Annotated in this window: 14 protein-coding genes; 6 read left to right on the top strand and 8 right to left on the bottom strand. The window is 68.2% G+C overall.

What is annotated here, in order from left to right; genetic code table 11:
- The first annotated feature begins 52 nt into the window (after window positions 1–52).
- A complete protein-coding gene (locus tag EV652_RS20650; protein ID WP_242001889.1) occupies window positions 53–1,069 on the top strand; it encodes a LacI family DNA-binding transcriptional regulator in 1,017 nt (338 codons plus the stop codon).
- Between the two features lie 31 nt (window positions 1,070–1,100).
- Here EV652_RS20650 and EV652_RS20645 read toward each other — a convergent pair whose 3' ends face one another.
- From EV652_RS20645 to EV652_RS20610, 8 genes are all read right to left on the bottom strand, one after another.
- Window positions 1,101–3,986, bottom strand: a complete 2,886-nt coding sequence (locus EV652_RS20645; RefSeq protein ID WP_132210831.1) for a CBM35 domain-containing protein — start codon at window positions 3,984–3,986, stop codon at window positions 1,101–1,103.
- Window positions 3,987–4,083: 97 nt separating this feature from the next.
- Entirely contained in the window at window positions 4,084–5,292 is a 1,209-nt protein-coding gene (locus EV652_RS20640; protein ID WP_132210830.1) for an ROK family protein, read from the bottom strand.
- Between the two features lie 69 nt (window positions 5,293–5,361).
- Complete coding sequence (locus EV652_RS20635) at window positions 5,362–5,757, bottom strand: SRPBCC family protein (RefSeq protein WP_132210829.1); 396 nt, start codon at window positions 5,755–5,757, stop codon at window positions 5,362–5,364.
- Window positions 5,758–5,824: 67 nt separating this feature from the next.
- Window positions 5,825–6,841 (bottom strand): aldo/keto reductase, encoded by a 1,017-nt coding sequence (locus EV652_RS20630; RefSeq protein WP_132210828.1) that lies wholly within the window; start codon window positions 6,839–6,841, stop codon window positions 5,825–5,827.
- 99 nt (window positions 6,842–6,940) lie between these two features.
- The gene (locus EV652_RS20625; RefSeq protein ID WP_132210827.1) at window positions 6,941–7,708 is read right to left on the bottom strand and encodes an anti-sigma factor; all 768 of its coding nucleotides are present in this window, start codon (window positions 7,706–7,708) and stop codon (window positions 6,941–6,943) included.
- On the bottom strand, window positions 7,695–8,255 hold the full coding sequence (locus tag EV652_RS20620; RefSeq protein WP_132210826.1) for a sigma-70 family RNA polymerase sigma factor: 561 nt from the start codon (window positions 8,253–8,255) through the stop codon (window positions 7,695–7,697). The genes EV652_RS20625 and EV652_RS20620 overlap by 14 nt, the downstream gene beginning before the upstream one ends.
- A 34-nt stretch (window positions 8,256–8,289) precedes the next feature.
- Window positions 8,290–8,850, bottom strand: coding sequence for a class F sortase (locus tag EV652_RS20615; protein WP_132210825.1), 561 nt, complete (start codon window positions 8,848–8,850; stop codon window positions 8,290–8,292).
- Window positions 8,851–8,864: 14 nt separating this feature from the next.
- Window positions 8,865–9,671, bottom strand: a complete 807-nt coding sequence (locus EV652_RS20610) for a DUF4397 domain-containing protein (RefSeq protein ID WP_132210824.1) — start codon at window positions 9,669–9,671, stop codon at window positions 8,865–8,867.
- A gap of 133 nt (window positions 9,672–9,804) precedes the next feature.
- Between EV652_RS20610 and EV652_RS20605 the strand changes: the two genes are divergently transcribed.
- The 5 genes from EV652_RS20605 to EV652_RS20585 all read left to right on the top strand — a co-directional run bounded on the left by EV652_RS20605 (window position 9,805) and on the right by EV652_RS20585 (window position 14,853).
- Window positions 9,805–11,064 (top strand): NAD(P)/FAD-dependent oxidoreductase, encoded by a 1,260-nt coding sequence (locus EV652_RS20605; protein WP_132210823.1) that lies wholly within the window; start codon window positions 9,805–9,807, stop codon window positions 11,062–11,064.
- Window positions 11,061–11,759 (top strand): DUF1365 domain-containing protein, encoded by a 699-nt coding sequence (locus tag EV652_RS20600; RefSeq protein ID WP_242001888.1) that lies wholly within the window; start codon window positions 11,061–11,063, stop codon window positions 11,757–11,759. The genes EV652_RS20605 and EV652_RS20600 overlap by 4 nt, the downstream gene beginning before the upstream one ends.
- Complete coding sequence (locus EV652_RS20595) at window positions 11,756–12,967, top strand: SAM-dependent methyltransferase (protein ID WP_132210822.1); 1,212 nt, start codon at window positions 11,756–11,758, stop codon at window positions 12,965–12,967. Before EV652_RS20600 ends, EV652_RS20595 begins: the two co-directional genes overlap by 4 nt.
- A gap of 13 nt (window positions 12,968–12,980) precedes the next feature.
- Window positions 12,981–13,712 (top strand): SDR family NAD(P)-dependent oxidoreductase, encoded by a 732-nt coding sequence (locus EV652_RS20590; RefSeq protein ID WP_132210821.1) that lies wholly within the window; start codon window positions 12,981–12,983, stop codon window positions 13,710–13,712.
- A gap of 181 nt (window positions 13,713–13,893) precedes the next feature.
- Window positions 13,894–14,853, top strand: a complete 960-nt coding sequence (locus tag EV652_RS20585) for a hypothetical protein (RefSeq protein ID WP_132210820.1) — start codon at window positions 13,894–13,896, stop codon at window positions 14,851–14,853.
- Window positions 14,854–14,899: the final 46 nt, after the last annotated feature.

The following is a 14,899-nucleotide window of genomic DNA, read 5'->3' as shown; positions in this document are numbered from 1 at the left end:
GCCGTGGGTGCGCTACGGTGAGCCGACGCGGGTGACCGGGAGGTGGTGGGACGTGGCGGACGACCAGCCGTGGCCGCGCCGGCGGGTCACGCTCGCGGACGTGGCCCAGCGTGCGGGGGTCTCACCGGCGCTGGTCTCGATCGTCATGCGGGATGCCCCGGGCGCGAGTCAGCAGAGCCGGCAACGGATCCTCGCGGTCGCGGACCAACTCGGTTACCGCCCGGATGTTCGGGCTCGCGCGCTGGCGAGTCTCAAGGCGCACACCATCGGGGTTCTGTTCGGGCGCGCGGGCCGGTTCCACCTGGAGCTCATCGACGGCCTCTACACGGCCGCCGAGGAGCGCGGCTGGGATCTCGTCCTCAGCGCTCTCACCACCAGCCGGGACGAGAAGCGCGCGCTGGCCTCACTCCACGACTTCCGGTTCGACGCCCTGATCATGCTGGGCCCGCCGGTCGCCGAGCCGATGCTGGCAGGAAACGTGCCGCTGGTGGTGATGGGCTGGCACGTCGACCATCCCGACGTCGACATCGTGCGTACGTCGGACGAGCACGGGATGGCGTTGGCGGTGCAGCATCTCGTCGAGCTGGGTCACCGCCGGATCGCCCATCTCCAAGGCGGAGACGGACTTGTCGCGGTCTCCCGACGCGACGCGTATGTGAAAGCCATGCGCGCACACCGCCTGACCAAGGAGATTCGCGTCGTCAGGTGTGACGGTGAGGACCAGCTGGACGGGCAGCGCGCGGCCCGGGCGATGCTCGACGACGACGCCGGGCTGCCGACCGCCGTCATCGCCTTCAACGACGACATCGCCGCCGCCGCGATGAGCGTGCTCGGGCAGCAGGGGATCGACGTCCCCGGAGAGATCTCGATCATCGGCTTCGACGACAGTGCCCTGGCCCGCGGCCCCGGCATCGACCTCACCAGCGTGCAACAACTACCCCAGGAAATGGCCCGCCTGGCGGTCGATCGCATCATCGCAAGGACGGCGGCCGGCGCCGTACTCGACCGCGAACTCGTCCTCGAGCCCGAGCTCGTCATCCGCTCGACCACCGGCCCCGCGCCCGGCTGAGTGCGGGCGCGGGGCGTGCGTGGCCTCGAAGTCAGCCGATGGAGATGCGGTCGAGGTCAGGGGCGGAGTCTTCGGTGTTGAAGATCCTGATGGTGTTGGCGCCGGCCTGAAGGTTCACCGGCACGGTGACGGTTTGGACGGTCGAGTTGCCAATGCCGGTGACCGAAGCCTCGACCGGTGTCCCGCCGTTGACGGAGACGAAGTACGAGCGGGTCCCGTTCACGGTGTACTCGAGGTAGAGCGTGTACTGGCCGGCCTGGTCCACGGTGACATCCGGGAAGACCACGTGGGCGTCATCCGAACCACCGAGGTTGCGGACCTTCTGGCTGCCCGAGCAGGCCGAGCAGCTCGTGATGCCGGCGCTGCCGATCTGGTTGAGCGAGCTCTCGGCCTCGCGCATGAACAGCCGGTCCGCCGGACGCACCTGGATCGGGACCACCTTCGACACCTTCTTCGGCATCCCGACGGTCTCGAACGTGACCTCGACCGGCACTTGCACCGGACCGGTCTGACCACCGGACGGACCGGTGAGCTGCCAGGAACCGGCAATTGTCTGACCAGTACGCAATCCAGCCTTGGTCACCGGACTGCCAGTCACCGTCCAGCCCGACGGTGCGACCGGGGTCATCCGCACGTTGTCGACCGAGTCCTCGTCCAGCCGCAGCTCGGCCGAGATGTCCACCGACTGCTGCCCTGGACCGACCCAGACCACACCCGACGGCTTCACCGTCATGGTCGTCTTTGGCACGTACGACGCCGGCGGCATCGGACCCACCGCGATCCGGTCGAGCGCCGCCGTTCCCGACACCTGGATCGTGTTCGAACCAGCCTTCAGAGGTACGGCGATCGCCGTACTGCCGGGGACATCGGAGTTGCCGGCGTCCAGCGATGCCGTGATCGGCGCACCGCCATTGACGCTGACCGAGAACGAGCCGGCGGCTGACGTCGTACCGTTGAGCTGGAGGCGGTAGATGCCGTCGGTGGGAGCCTCGACGCCTCGATAGGTGACGCTGCCGCGGTCGAGGCCGGTGACCTGGGCGGAGCCGGAGCAGGCTGCGCAGAGATCGATGCGGGCCTTGCCGCTGAGGGTGTTGTCCCGGGACTCGGCCTCGAGAGGCAGTGGGTTCGAGAGATTCGTCGGGTAGGCGTAGCCGACCTTGATCTCGTCGATCCGGAGCTGCTTGTAGAAGGGCGGCGCCTGCGGACCTGACCAGGTGTTCAGCACGTCCAGCTTGATGTAGCGGGCGAGCTGGTTGCCGATATCAACGAACTGCACGCCACGCCGACTCGGCATCGCGCTGGTTCGTACGGACTTCCAGTCCTTGCCGTCGACGCTCACCGACACCCGGTAGTCCTTGATCCGCGCGGAGTCTTCCGGACGGCCGAAGGACTCACGCGCGTGGGTCGGCGACCATTCCGTCTGGTTCACCGCCAGGTACGTCGCCTTGCGCGCACGGCCGAGGTCGAGCGTCACCGAGACCGGGAGTTGACCCTTGGCATCCCAGTAGCTCGAGTAACTGCCGTCGACCAGGTTGGACGCGGAGTCGCCTGCGGTGGCCGTCGCCTTCAGAATCGATTGCGGGTAGAGGCCCTCCTGCCCGGCCGTGGTCACCTTGAAGACGGTGTCGTAGGTGTCCCAATCGGTGATGCCCAGGATGCTGAGGTAGCCGCCGGACTGGTTGAAGCGGAACTGCTTGCCGGTCCGGACGTCCGTGACCCCGGTGACCCGGTAGCCGTTGTCCCGAAGCCTCACCAGGTCCTGCGACTTCGGCTTGGTCAGCACGTGCACGTACTGCGTGCGCGCGTTGTCGGCGAGGGTGATCACGCCGTGCGCGCCGTCGTTCCAGAAGCCCGGCTGCAGGCCGCCGTACATGTACCCGCCGCCGTTGGTCTTCTCCAGCGACGACCAGATCGGTGGCAGCCACTGGGCCATGAAGTTGTTGAAGTTCTCCTGTTGTGCCGGGAATTTGCCGTTCACCATCGCGGTCTCGGCCATCAGCGACTTGATCGAGGAGCCCGCGTTGGCGACGTACCGGCCGACGCTCAGGCCGTAGTCGACCGCGCTGTCGTTGCCGTCGTACCACCACTGGCCGACGGTCGGCAGTTTGTAGTCCGCCTCGACCAGCCGCGGCATCGGGGTGAAGGTCGCCTGTGGATAGTCGTACGCCGGCGTGATGCCCGTCTTCTGCTCGTTGCTGACGGTGTCCATGATCGGCGTGTCTTCGTTGTTGTTGCTGAGCAACCAGGTCGGGCGTTTCTCCCGGATCTGCTCGTAGAGTCCGTTGCGTTCCCAGTAGGCGTTGTCGTTGTCGATCCAGAAGCCGGACAGGTCGGGATAGTTGTCCATCACCTCGTGGAACAGGTCGTAGCTGTACATGCCGAACCCGTCCCGCGTGGTCAGATCCACCTGCTGTCCCTTGTACGTCGAGTAGGCCGCCGAATCGAGCGTCTGAACCCCCGGCACCTCGTTGTGCCACTGCGGATCGTCGGTCATGTAGAGCAGAACGTGGACGCCCTTGGCCTTGCCGGCGGCGACCAGTTCGCCGAGGAAGTCTCGTTGCGTGGAGCAACTGCCGGGGATGGCCGACGGCCACGGCTTGGCGTAGCCGAGGCGGCTGTGGAAGGTGGCCAGCACGATGTACGACGCGTGCAGCTTGCGCGCCTCGTCGACCCAGTAGTCGGCGCTCCAGCCGCCGGCGGTGACATCGCGCTCCCAGGAGGCGCAGTCGGTGTGCCGGGGCGCGGTGAACATGCCCCAGTGCAGGAACAGTCCGGCGGTGGAGTCGCGCAGCCACTGCTGGCGCGGATGCTCGACCTCCGCCCGGGCGGGGGTGGTGCTGAGCAGTGCGGCGAGCACGGCCAGCGCTAGGGCGCCGACGGCGAAGCCCCGCCGGCGTCGGGCAAGTCGGAAGACCATCGGGTGATCTCACTTCCGGGAATAATGGCAACTAGATTGCCTATTCGGGAGAGATCCGATCTTTTCAACGGTCCGGCGCGCGGTCAAGACCCAGTGTTCAGCTGCCAGGCACCGCCAGCAGGTCGGCGATCACCGTGTCCAGTGCCATCCGGGCAGCTCCGAGGGCGACCGAGTCGGCGCCCATCGTCGAGGTGATCACCTCCAGCGGGACCAGCGTCAGCCTGGCCAGCTCGCGCCGGAACGGCTCGGCGATGATCGCGCCGCCGCGGGACATACCGCCGCCGAGCACGATCACCTCGGGGTCGACCGCCAGCGCGAGCACGGCCGCGCCGCGGGCGAGCGCCTCGGCGAACTCGATCAGCACCGCCAGACTCTCCGGGTCCTGCCGGGCCGCCGAGGTGATCACCAGTTCGCCCTCGCTGCCGGGGCCGACGCCTTGCTCGTCGGCCAGTACGGCGCCCTGCGCGTGCAGGCGAGCCATCGCCGCTTCCCAGCCCAGCATCGGGAACACGCCGATCTCACCGGCCGCACCATGTCGGCCTTGGTGCACCTGTCCGTCGATCAGTACTCCGGCGCCCGCACGGTGACCGGCGAACATGTAGACGATGTCCCGGTACTCGCGAGCCGCACCCTTCCAGTGCTCGGCCAACGCCGCGAGCTTCACGTCGTTCGCCACGGCCACGGGCTTTCCCAGCCCGGCCGACAGCTCTCCGGCCACGTCGATCTCGGTGAAACCGGGCAGTGAGTACGGCGCCAGCCCCGAGCCGAACGGACCTTCGCGTACGTCGTGCACACCCTCGGCGGCCCGGAGTGCACCGGTCACCCCGCAGGCGATGCCGGTGATGTCGGCCGGTCCGAGATTGGCCTGGGCCCAGCTGCTGTGGGCGGCCTCCACCGCAGCCCGCACGCGATCGGATGCAGGCAGCTCGGGGTCGAGTTCTACGCGATGGGTCGCGAGCGTTCTGCCGCGCAGGTCGGTGACCACGGCCATCGCCTTGTGTGCCCCGATGTCCAGGCCGCTCACGTAGCCGGACTCGGCGCGGAACCGGAAGTAGCGGGCCGGCCGCCCGGCGCCCCGGGCCTCCGACGGCTGGCGGGGCGGGGTGGTCTCCTCGACCCGTCCCTCGGCGAGCAGTTCGGCGAGCAGGTCCTCGGCGGTCGGCCGGGAGACGCCGACGACAGCGCGCAGTTCGCGCAGTGTCAGTGTCTCCGCCTCGAGGAAGGCGCCCAGGGCGGCGGCGAGGTTCAGCCTGCGCAGCAGCGACGAATCGCCCGTCCGTCCGCCGACGGCTCTGTCCTGACTCATCCGATGTCTCGCCCCAACGTTCGGCCAATTTGCTAAATGGCCTGCACATTACCACCGGAGAGCGCTAGGTCAGTTCCCTTCGAGCAGCTTCTTGAGGGTCTGTAGATCAGCCTGTACGGCGTTGGCGTCGCGAGCGAAGTCGTCATCGGTCATGTCCGGCCGCTGGCGGATGGTGAAGACGACCTCGCAGCCGTCGCCGTCCGGGATGACGCGCATCGGGTTGTAGACGGTCTCGCCCGACGGCAGCGCCACTTCGTGGTCCACGACGCCGTACTCGTTGCTCTCGGCAAACTTGACGACGACTCGTCCCATCGGTGAGTCGGCGACCCAGTCGCCGTCGACCTGTTCGATCGATCCGCCCAGTCCGGCCGCCCACTCGGGTACGTTCGCCGGGTTGGACGCGTAGGTGTACACGTCTTGGGTGGGTCGATCGATGTGTGTGCTGAGGTGTCGTGAGGTGCTCATGACCCCGACGTTAGCGAGCTACCGCCGGGGTCGTCTTGAACAAATCGGCCATGTAAGGGCCAGCTGGTCAGGCGCCGGCGTTGTCCAGGCGGTCGAGCTGGTCCTCGGTGAGCTTGATGTCACTTGCGGCGAGGGCCGTCTCGAGTTGCTCGGGGGTGCGCGGGCCCATCAGCGTGATCAGTTCGGGGTCGGTCTGGTGGAGCAGCCAGCTGATGACGAGCTGGTTCGGGGTGACGTCCAACTCGGCGGCCACCTCGGTGAGTGCGGCGAGCCTCGCGTCGGCGTCCGGACCGGCGTACAACGACATGATCGGATGACCCTCGCGTTTCGCCGGGTCGTCGTAGATGCCCTTCAGGATCGGCGAGTACGCCACCAGGGTCAGGTCGTCGTTGGCACGCAGATAGTCGACTTGCTCGTCGTCGACAATCGACTCAACATTCGACAGGGAGTCGAGGCCTGCCTTCGGGCGTAAGTACGAATGCTGCTGCTGTACGGCGACCGGCGCCGGCCAGCCGTTCTTCTCGGCCAGCGCACGGATGCGCTCCAGCCGCCAGGTCCGGACGTTCGACCAGCCGATGTACCGGGCTTTGCCTGCGGCAACGATCTCGGCGAGGGCCTCGAGTGTCTCCTCCAGCGGCGTGGACCGATCGTCGACATGGACGTAGTACAGATCGACATGGTCCGTGCCCAGCCGGCGCAGGCTGCCGTCGATCGCCTGCCGCAACGTGTCGCCGCCGGCGCCGACCCACTGAGCGGCCATCGTTTCGTAGCTGCCGTCCCCGGACCGGATCGCCTCGGCGTCCCGCACCCACGCGCTGCCCTTGGTGGCCAGGAAGATCTCGTCGCGCTTCCCGCTCTTCGCGAGCCAGCGCCCGAGGAGCTCCTCGCTCTCGCCGCCGGTGAGGCCCGGCCCGGGCCACCAGGCGTAGCAGTCAGCGGTGTCGATGAACGTCCCGCCAGCCTCCAGGTACCGCTCGAGCATCCCGACCGACGTCGCCTCATCGGTCGACGTACCCATCAGCATCGCTCCCAGCGCCAGCTGACTGACCTGCTCTCCGGTCCGCCCCAACCTGACACTCCGCATACACATCCTCCTCGCGATCTGACTCTTACCGCGAGGCTATGTACGGCGCCAATCATTCGTCCAATGCCAATAACCGGCGTACTTCATGCGTACGACGTATCAACTCGGCAACGTGCCCCTGACGATGCTGTCGCGGGAGTGCACCGGGTTGCCGTCGTTCGGTTCGAGCGAGACGTCGATGATGCGATAGCCCTGGCTGGTCATGTTGTCCGGGATCCGGTACGTGCCGGACTGGCCGGGGTCGAGGACGCCGAGTGACACCATCCGCTGGCCGTCGGAGTTGATCAGCCAGAGTTCGTAGTACCCGGTCCGTGCGTCGAGGCCGGTGACGGAGACCTGCAGTTCTTGGCCGGACTGGATCAGGTCGGCGGTGCCGCCGCCGGACTTGCCGGGCAACGGGTCGAGCTGCACCGTGGCGACTGGTGGGGATTGCTCGTCGGCGCTGAGGAGACCTGCGGTGCCGAGGCCGATCCCGAGGCCCAGGATCGCGGCCACACTCGCGGCCAGCGTCAGGATGCCGCGACCGTACGAACGTCGCCGCTCGACCCCGGCGTCACCGGCGCTGCTCCCGACCCCGGCGTCACCGGCGGTGCTTCCGGCCCAGGCGTCACCTGCAGCGGTGATCTCGCGCTGCGTAGCGGTGGCGGTGGCCGGAGCGAGATCGAGTTCGGCGGTGATGCGATCCCAGACCTGTCCCGGTGGGGTGGCCAGTTCGGGGGTTGCGCGCAGTCCCACGGACAGCTCGCGCAGTTCCGTGAGAGCCGCCTGGCATTGCGGGCAGGTCGCGAGGTGGTCAGCCGCGTCCGGCTCGGGTTCGGATCCGTCCAGGGCCCACTGAGCCAGGACTTCCTCGTCAAGATGCGTCACTGTTCACCTCCTTCAACCTCTCCCGCAGATACAGCAAACCTCGTCGCGCGTGACTCTTCACTGTGCCGAGTGGAAGGTTCAGCCGCGCCGCGATCTGCGGGTAGGTCTGGTCATCGTAGAAAGCCAGCCGGAGGATGGTCCGGCGCGGTTCGTCGATCCGGTCGAGTTCGTCGGCCAGCAGCACCCGGTCCACGAGTTGGTCATCGGCCACCGGCTGCGGCGCCAGGCTCTCGCCGACCGCGGCGGCATTGCGCCGGTCGCGGCTCCTGGCCTCGAGTCTGTCCGCGATCCGGTGCCGAGTGATCCCGGTCAGCCAGGAGCCCAGGCTCCCCGACGCCGGGTCGAATGTCTGCCGGCTCCGCCAGGCCGAGACGAACACCTGCTGGGTGACGTCCTCGGCGTCGTGCTGGTCACCCAGCGCGCGGATCGCCAGCGTGTAGACCAGGCGCGACCAGCGCCGGTAGGCGGCAGCGAGGCTTTCCTCGCGCCCCTCGGCGAAGCCCTTGGCGATCTCGGCCGGCGAGGGTTCGCCGGCGATGGTGGTCACGGCTCGGACTCTAGCCCGAGCGGTCGCCGAGACGTCAGATCCGCGTCGCACTGACGACCAGGTTCTGCTGATATCCACCGTTGTCCGGCTCGTAGCGTCCGCCGCAGGTGATGATCACAAGCCGGGGAGTTCCGGCCCGATCGAAGAGGTCCGCGAGTACCAGCCGTCGTTTGGGGATCTCGCGGACGTGATCGACGCGGTACGTCGTGGTGCGTCCGTCGTACGACGAGATCCGGACCACCTGACCGGTCCGGACCTTACGCAGCCGGACCAGCGGCCCGACGCCGTACTGCTTGCTGTCGAGGTGGCCGCCGAGGACCACCGCGCCCTGGTCGGCGGCGGGACCGGGACCGAAGCGGTACCAGCCGATCGCCGCCGGATCAGGCGGTAGCTCCATCTGCCCGTCAGTGGCGACACCGACGGGCAGTACGGGTACGTCGATCCCGACGGACTTCACCGCCAGGCGCACCGGCACGGGGGTCGGGACGACCGTTGGTACCACCGTTGGTACGGCGGCGTCGTGCGTGCGGACCATGGTCGGGAGGTACCTGCAGCCGGCGCTCGCGAGGAGTGTGGCCGCCACGAGGACGGCCACACCGCCTGTATGGCTCACGAGCGGACCCGGATGGCGGCTGCACCGCCACCCACCAGCGCTAGGGCGAGTACGGCGGCAGCGATGGCCGGCCAGACCGGTGGCTGCTGCGTGGCGGCCTGGCCTCCGGTGCCACCCGGAACGCCGGACGGACTGCCGTGCAGGCCGGAGATGGACTGGACCGCGAGCTTCAGGTTCTTGGCCTGTGCACTGCCCCACGCGTAGATGATGGTGTTCGTTCCCTCCTTCAGGTTCACGTCGGCGGGGCCGAGGGCGACCGTCGTCGTACCGGCGAGGACCACATCGGCGTTGACCGCCCCGGCCGGCAGATCGGCCTTCGCCTCCTTGGGATTCGTCAGGCCGGTGAAGACAGGCTTCCCGCCGGCCCGGACGTCGACGGCGGGTGCGGCCGCCGTGTGCCGGACCGTCAGCCGCGCCTGACCCGCGGCGAGCTTCGACGTGTCGTTGACGAACGGCGTCAGCACCGGCTTGCCACCGGCATCGAGATGCGCGACCACGGTCACGTTGGCGCCACCGGGTACGGCGACGTCGTTCGCCTGGATGAGTGCGGCGCTCTTACCGGCCGCCGTGACCTTGAGGTCGTAGTCACCCTCGGGCAGCTCCAGCGGGTCGGTGAGGGTTCCGGGCGTGAAGTTGGTGAGCAGTTTCTCGCCGTTGGCGTAGACGTCGACGGTCGCGCCGGGTACGCCGTGCAGTACCGAAACGGTCGCGGTAGCGGCCGGGGCCGCCTGGGCGCTTGCCATCGGTACACCGGCGAGCAGCAGACCCCCGCCGATCAGTGCGGCGATTTCGCGAACAGACATCGAACCCTCCTTGGAGTCGGGGTGTGTGTCTGTCTCTTCCGCCGGGACCCCTCCCGCGGATGCATCGGTTCCAGGTGCATCCGCTGGGCGGCTTGCCACGGAAGTAGGGGTACCAAGCGTGAGGAGCTCAGGTATGGAAGGACACCGGCCGTCCGTTGCCGTCATCGGCGCGGGTGTATCCGGGCTGACCGCGGCCTACTTGCTGCGGCATACCCACCAGGTCACCGTGTTCGAGGCCGGCAACCGGCCCGGCGGACATGCGCATACGCACGAGGTCGCCGATCGGGCCGGCCGGACGCATCGGATCGACTCCGGATTCATCGTCCACAACGAGCGGACGTATCCGCACCTGCGCAGGCTCTTCGGCGAGCTCGACATCGCGACGCGATCGACGGAGATGTCCATGAGCGTCCACTGCGACGGCTGCGGTCTCGAGTACGCCGGGGGCCGGGGCGCCAAGGCGATCGTCGGCGGCCGGCAGATTGTCGACAATCGGTTCGTCCGGATGCTGACCGAGGTACGACGCTTCCACCGCGAGGCGCGCCGGGTGCTCGCCACCGGTGACGACGGCTGCACCTGGGCCGGGTTCCTCCGGGCGAACAACTTCTCGCCGTACTTCGTCCGGCATTTCGCGATCCCGCTGGTCTCCTGCGTGTGGTCCTGTGGTTCGGGTCCGGCCGGTCGCTATCCCGCGCTGTACCTGTTCCGCTTCCTCGACCATCACGGGATGTTGCGCGTCGGCGATTCGCCGTCCTGGCGGACGGTCGTCGGCGGGTCCCAGACGTACGTCGACGAGATCGTCGCCCGGATCGGCGACGTACGGACGAGTTCACCGGCGCTCGCCGTACTCCGGCATGACGACGGCGTCTCGGTGTTCACCACGAACCGCTGTCTCGAATTCGATCGCGTGGTCATGGCGACGCACGCCGACACCGCGCTCGACCTGCTCGCCGACCCGACTCCGGCGGAGAAGTCGCTGCTCGGGGCGTTCAGCTACTCGGTGAACCCGGCGTGGTTGCACACCGATCCGGCCGTGCTGCCGTCGAAGAATCGGATGCGGGCTTCGTGGAACTACCGGATGCGTGACTGCCAGGCCGATGAGCCGCAGGTGCTGGTGAGCTACTGGATGAACCGCCTCCAAGGCCTCGATGCGGCCGACCAGTATTTGGTCACGCTCAATCCCGACGGCTGGGTGGATCCCGCGACAGTGGTGAGCCGGATGACGTACGCGCATCCGGTCTTCACCCCGGGATCGGTGGCGGCCGGTCGCTTCCTCCGGGACGAAGGCGGACCGAGGCTGGCATTCGCCGGAGCCCATCTCGGCTGGGGATTCCACGAGGACGGTTGCCGTTCGGGGGTCGAGGCCGCGGCACGGTTCGGTGTCCGGTGGTGAGCATTCCGCGCGTCCCGGCGATCGTGCCGGGACACGTGAGCCACAGCCGGCGGGGCGCGAAGCGGCATCGGTTCCGCCACCGGACCTACCAGTGGCTGGTCGACCTCGACGACCTGCCGGACCACCGGCCGCTCGCGTCGTTCCGGGTGGGCGATCACCTGGGCGATTCGTCCCGCTCGCTGCGGGAGAACGTGGCAGCCTTCGCGACCGCTCACGGCGAAGTGCTCGAGTCGGAGGACCGCGTGCTGATGCTGGCGAACGCACGCAGTCTCGGGTATGTCTTCAATCCACTCACGGTGTTCTGGTGCCTCGGTCCGGCGGATGAGCCGCGCTGGGTGGTCCTCGAGGTGCACAACACGTACGGCGAACGCCACGCCTACCTGGCTCGCCCGGACCGGTTCTCGCTACGCAAAGAGTTCTACGTCTCGCCGTTCTTCGCAGTGAACGGCCGGTACGACGTGACGCTCCGGCTCGACCGCGATCGGATCAACGTCGTGATCGATCTGTGCCAAGACGGACTGCGCGTCTTCAGCGCCGCCTTCGCCGGCCGCCCGCGTCCAGTCCGCTTCGCGACTCTCGCCGCCGCCGCACTGGTGCCGTATCAGGTGTGGGCCCTGATCCGTGCCCATGGCGTCTGGCTCTGGTTGCGTCGGCTGCCCGTTGTTCGCCGTACCCCTGTCGAGGGACTCCAATGACTGCGCTGCACCTCGTCGACGTGGATCGCTGGCCCGGAATCGCCCGAGTGCCGAACAGCCCCGTCCGGGCCGCCGTCGCCCGGCAGATCCTGCGCCGGGCGGTCCGGGACCTCCCGGTCACGGTTCGGCTGCCGGACGGTACGAGGCTCGGAGGCGATGGCCCGGAGTTGGAGATCCGGTCCGACGCGTTCTTCCACCGGATCGGCGCCGACCTGAAGATCGGCTTCGGCGAGGCGTACATGGCGGGGGACTGGCGGCCGGGGAGTGGTTCCGACCTGGCCGACGTACTGACGGTGTTCGCCCACCGGCTGCCCACGCTGGTCCCACCGGTGCTGCAGCGATTCCGCCGCTGGGTGGAGCGGCCCATTGCGCAGGGCAACGATCGGGCCGGCGCACAGGCGAATGTCGCGCACCACTACGACCTGTCGAACGACTTGTTCGCAACGTTCCTCGACCCGACGCTGACGTATTCGTCGGCGTTGTTCGCCGACGGAGACACGCTGGCCGAGGCCCAGCGGCGCAAGATCGACAGTGTCCTCGACCTCGCCGGCGTCCGGTCCGGTACGCGGGTGCTGGAGATCGGCACCGGATGGGGTGAGCTCGCCATCCAGGCGGCGTCGCGGGGAGCCGTGGTCCGGTCGATCACGTTGTCTGCCGAGCAGCGCGACCTCGCCCGGAAGCGGATCGCGCAGGCCGGCGTCCCTGCCGAGGTCGAGTTGTGCGACTACCGCGACGTCCGGGGGCAGTACGACGCGATCGTCAGCGTGGAGATGATCGAGGCGGTGGGCGAACGCTACTGGCCGGCGTACTTCGCGGCTGTGGACAGGTTGCTCGCACCGGGCGGGCGGTTCGGCCTGCAGTCGATCACGATGCCGCACGACCGGCTGCTCGCGACCCGGCACGCGCAGGGGTGGATCCATCAATACATCTTTCCCGGTGGGCTGATCCCGTCGGTCGAGGCGATCGGCACGATCGCCGCCGGCTCGGCCGGCTTGGAGATCGTCGGTCGGCGTGACTTCGGGCCCGACTACGCTCGCACGCTCCGGCTCTGGCGGGAGCAGTTCACCGCGCGGCCGGACGTGATCGCCGGGCTCGGGTTCGACGCGGTATTCCGGCGGATGTGGGAGTTCTATCTGGCGTACTCGGAGGCGGGTTTCCGCTCGGGGTACCTGGGGGTCTCTCAGTTCGCGTTGGTTCGGCAGTGCTGAGGAGGAATCGGCCGTGGAGCTGAGTGGGCGCCGTATCTGGGTCGTCGGGGCGTCGTCGGGGATTGGCGCGGCGCTGGCGCGGGAGCTCGCGGATCGCGGTGCGCGGGTTGCTGTGTCGGCGCGTCGCGTGTCCGCGCTGCAGGACGTGGCGGCCGGGCGGATGGCCGTGGTTCCGGTCGACATCACCGATGCCGAGGCTGTGCGGCAGGCGGCGGATCGTGTCGTCGAGGAGCTCGGCGGCCTGGACATCGTCGTCCTGAGTGCCGGCTACTGGAAGCAGTTGAAGGACTTCGACGCCGAGTCGTTCCAGCGTCATCTCGACGTCAACCTGTCCGGTATGGCGCACTGCCTCGACGCCGTGATCCCTCGGCTCCGGGCCGCCGGCGCCGGCGTCATCGTCGGGATCGCCTCGGTCGCCGGCTACCGCGGGTTGCCCGGCGCAGAGGCCTATGGTGCGACCAAGGCCGCGCAGATCAACCTCCTCGAAGCCCTCAGAGTCCGCCTCCGGCCCGACGGCATCCACGTCGTCACCGTCTGCCCCGGCTTCGTCGACACCGAGATGACCGACTCGAACACTTTCCCGATGCCCTTCATCATCTCCGCTCCGCGCGCCGCGCAGGAGATCGCCAACGGCATCGAACGCCGCGCGACCCGCGTTGCCTTCCCCTGGCAGATGTCGTGGCTGGCCAGGTTGGCGAAGCTCGTCCCGGACAACCTCTGGACCCGCCTGCTCTCGCGAAGCTAGCTGTCGGCTCAGGGGGCGACGGCAGGATGTCGGCGCGGCTGCGACCGAGCAGATTTGGTTGCTTACAGCAATGGAGATGGGGTTCGCGAAAAAATCTGGCACCCGTTGAACCGATCCTTCGGAGTGGACGTGTCCCGGTTCAAGACAACGAGATCACGCGTTCCAGACCACGGAGGATCTGATGAGGAAGTCCCTTGCTGCGACGTTCACCGCCCTTGCCGCCGCACTGACGCTGACAGGATGCGGTGCGGCCTTCGCCGACAAGCCCGCCGGCGGCAGCACTCCAGCGGGGAATAGTACGCCGACCACGCAGCCGGTCACCGAGGAGAACAACGCTCCGGCGAACGGTGCGCAGGCGGGCACCGACGAGGAGGAGCCGAAGGTGCTGAAGGTTCAGCAGGTTCCCGGCCTGAGCCCCATCGTGACCAGCGCGAGTGGGCGCACCGTCTACCGGTTCGACAACGACTCGGCGAACCCGTCGAAGTCGACCTGTTTCGACGAATGCGCCAAGTTGTGGGAGCCGGTTCTGGCCGGATCCGGCGTCGAGATCGACGGCGGTGGCATCGACGAGCGCCAGATCGACACGATCGACCGCCCGGAGGGTGAGCAGGTCACGTTGAAGGGCTGGCCGCTGTACTACTTCAAGGACGACCTCAAGCTCGGCGAACTCGCCGGTCAGGGCCGCGGTGGACTGTGGTTCGCGGTCAACCCGAAGGGTGGCAAGGCCAAGTCGACTCAGCAGACCGAGACGACGGCGCCGGTCCAGAAGGACGTGCAGACGCTGACCGTCAACGTGGTCGACGGATTCATGCCCTTCGTCACCAACCAGGCGGGCCGGACCATCTACCGCTTCGACAACGACTCCGCCAACCCGTCGCGCACCTCCTGCACCGGCGAGTGCACGAAGAAGTGGGAACCGGTCCTGGCCGGCAAGAACGGGGTCAAGATCCTGAGCAACAAGATCAACCGCGGATCCGTCGGCACGATCGACCGCGCGGAAGGCAAGCAGCTCACCCTGAACGGCTGGCCGCTCTACTACTTCCACAAGGACAAGAAGCTCGGCCAGACCGCCGGCTACGGCGTCGGCAACGCCTGGTTCGCCATCGCCCCCGACGGCAAGAAGGCCCCTCGCTGCCCCTGATCCAAACCCCCCACCAGTGGCCGGGCGCCCCCAAGGCGCCCGGCCA

Source organism: Kribbella steppae, assembly GCF_004342025.1.
GTDB lineage: Bacteria > Actinomycetota > Actinomycetes > Propionibacteriales > Kribbellaceae > Kribbella > Kribbella steppae.
This window is presented reverse-complemented; position numbering and strand designations above follow the sequence as displayed.

Bases quoted from the DNA above. Each gene is read 5' to 3' on its own strand.
- EV652_RS20645 (WP_132210831.1), bottom strand. From the start codon at position 3,986: ATGGTCTTCCGACTTGCCCGACGCCGGCGGGGCTTCGCCGTCGGCGCC.
- EV652_RS20635 (WP_132210829.1), bottom strand. From the start codon at position 5,757: ATGAGCACCTCACGACACCTCAGCACACACATCGATCGACCCACCCAA.
- EV652_RS20630 (WP_132210828.1), bottom strand. From the start codon at position 6,841: ATGCGGAGTGTCAGGTTGGGGCGGACCGGAGAGCAGGTCAGTCAGCTG.
- EV652_RS20595 (WP_132210822.1), top strand. From the start codon at position 11,756: ATGACTGCGCTGCACCTCGTCGACGTGGATCGCTGGCCCGGAATCGCC.
- EV652_RS20585 (WP_132210820.1), top strand. From the start codon at position 13,894: ATGAGGAAGTCCCTTGCTGCGACGTTCACCGCCCTTGCCGCCGCACTG.
- EV652_RS20605 (WP_132210823.1), top strand. From the start codon at position 9,805: ATGGAAGGACACCGGCCGTCCGTTGCCGTCATCGGCGCGGGTGTATCC.
- EV652_RS20640 (WP_132210830.1), bottom strand. From the start codon at position 5,292: ATGAGTCAGGACAGAGCCGTCGGCGGACGGACGGGCGATTCGTCGCTG.
- EV652_RS20610 (WP_132210824.1), bottom strand. From the start codon at position 9,671: ATGTCTGTTCGCGAAATCGCCGCACTGATCGGCGGGGGTCTGCTGCTC.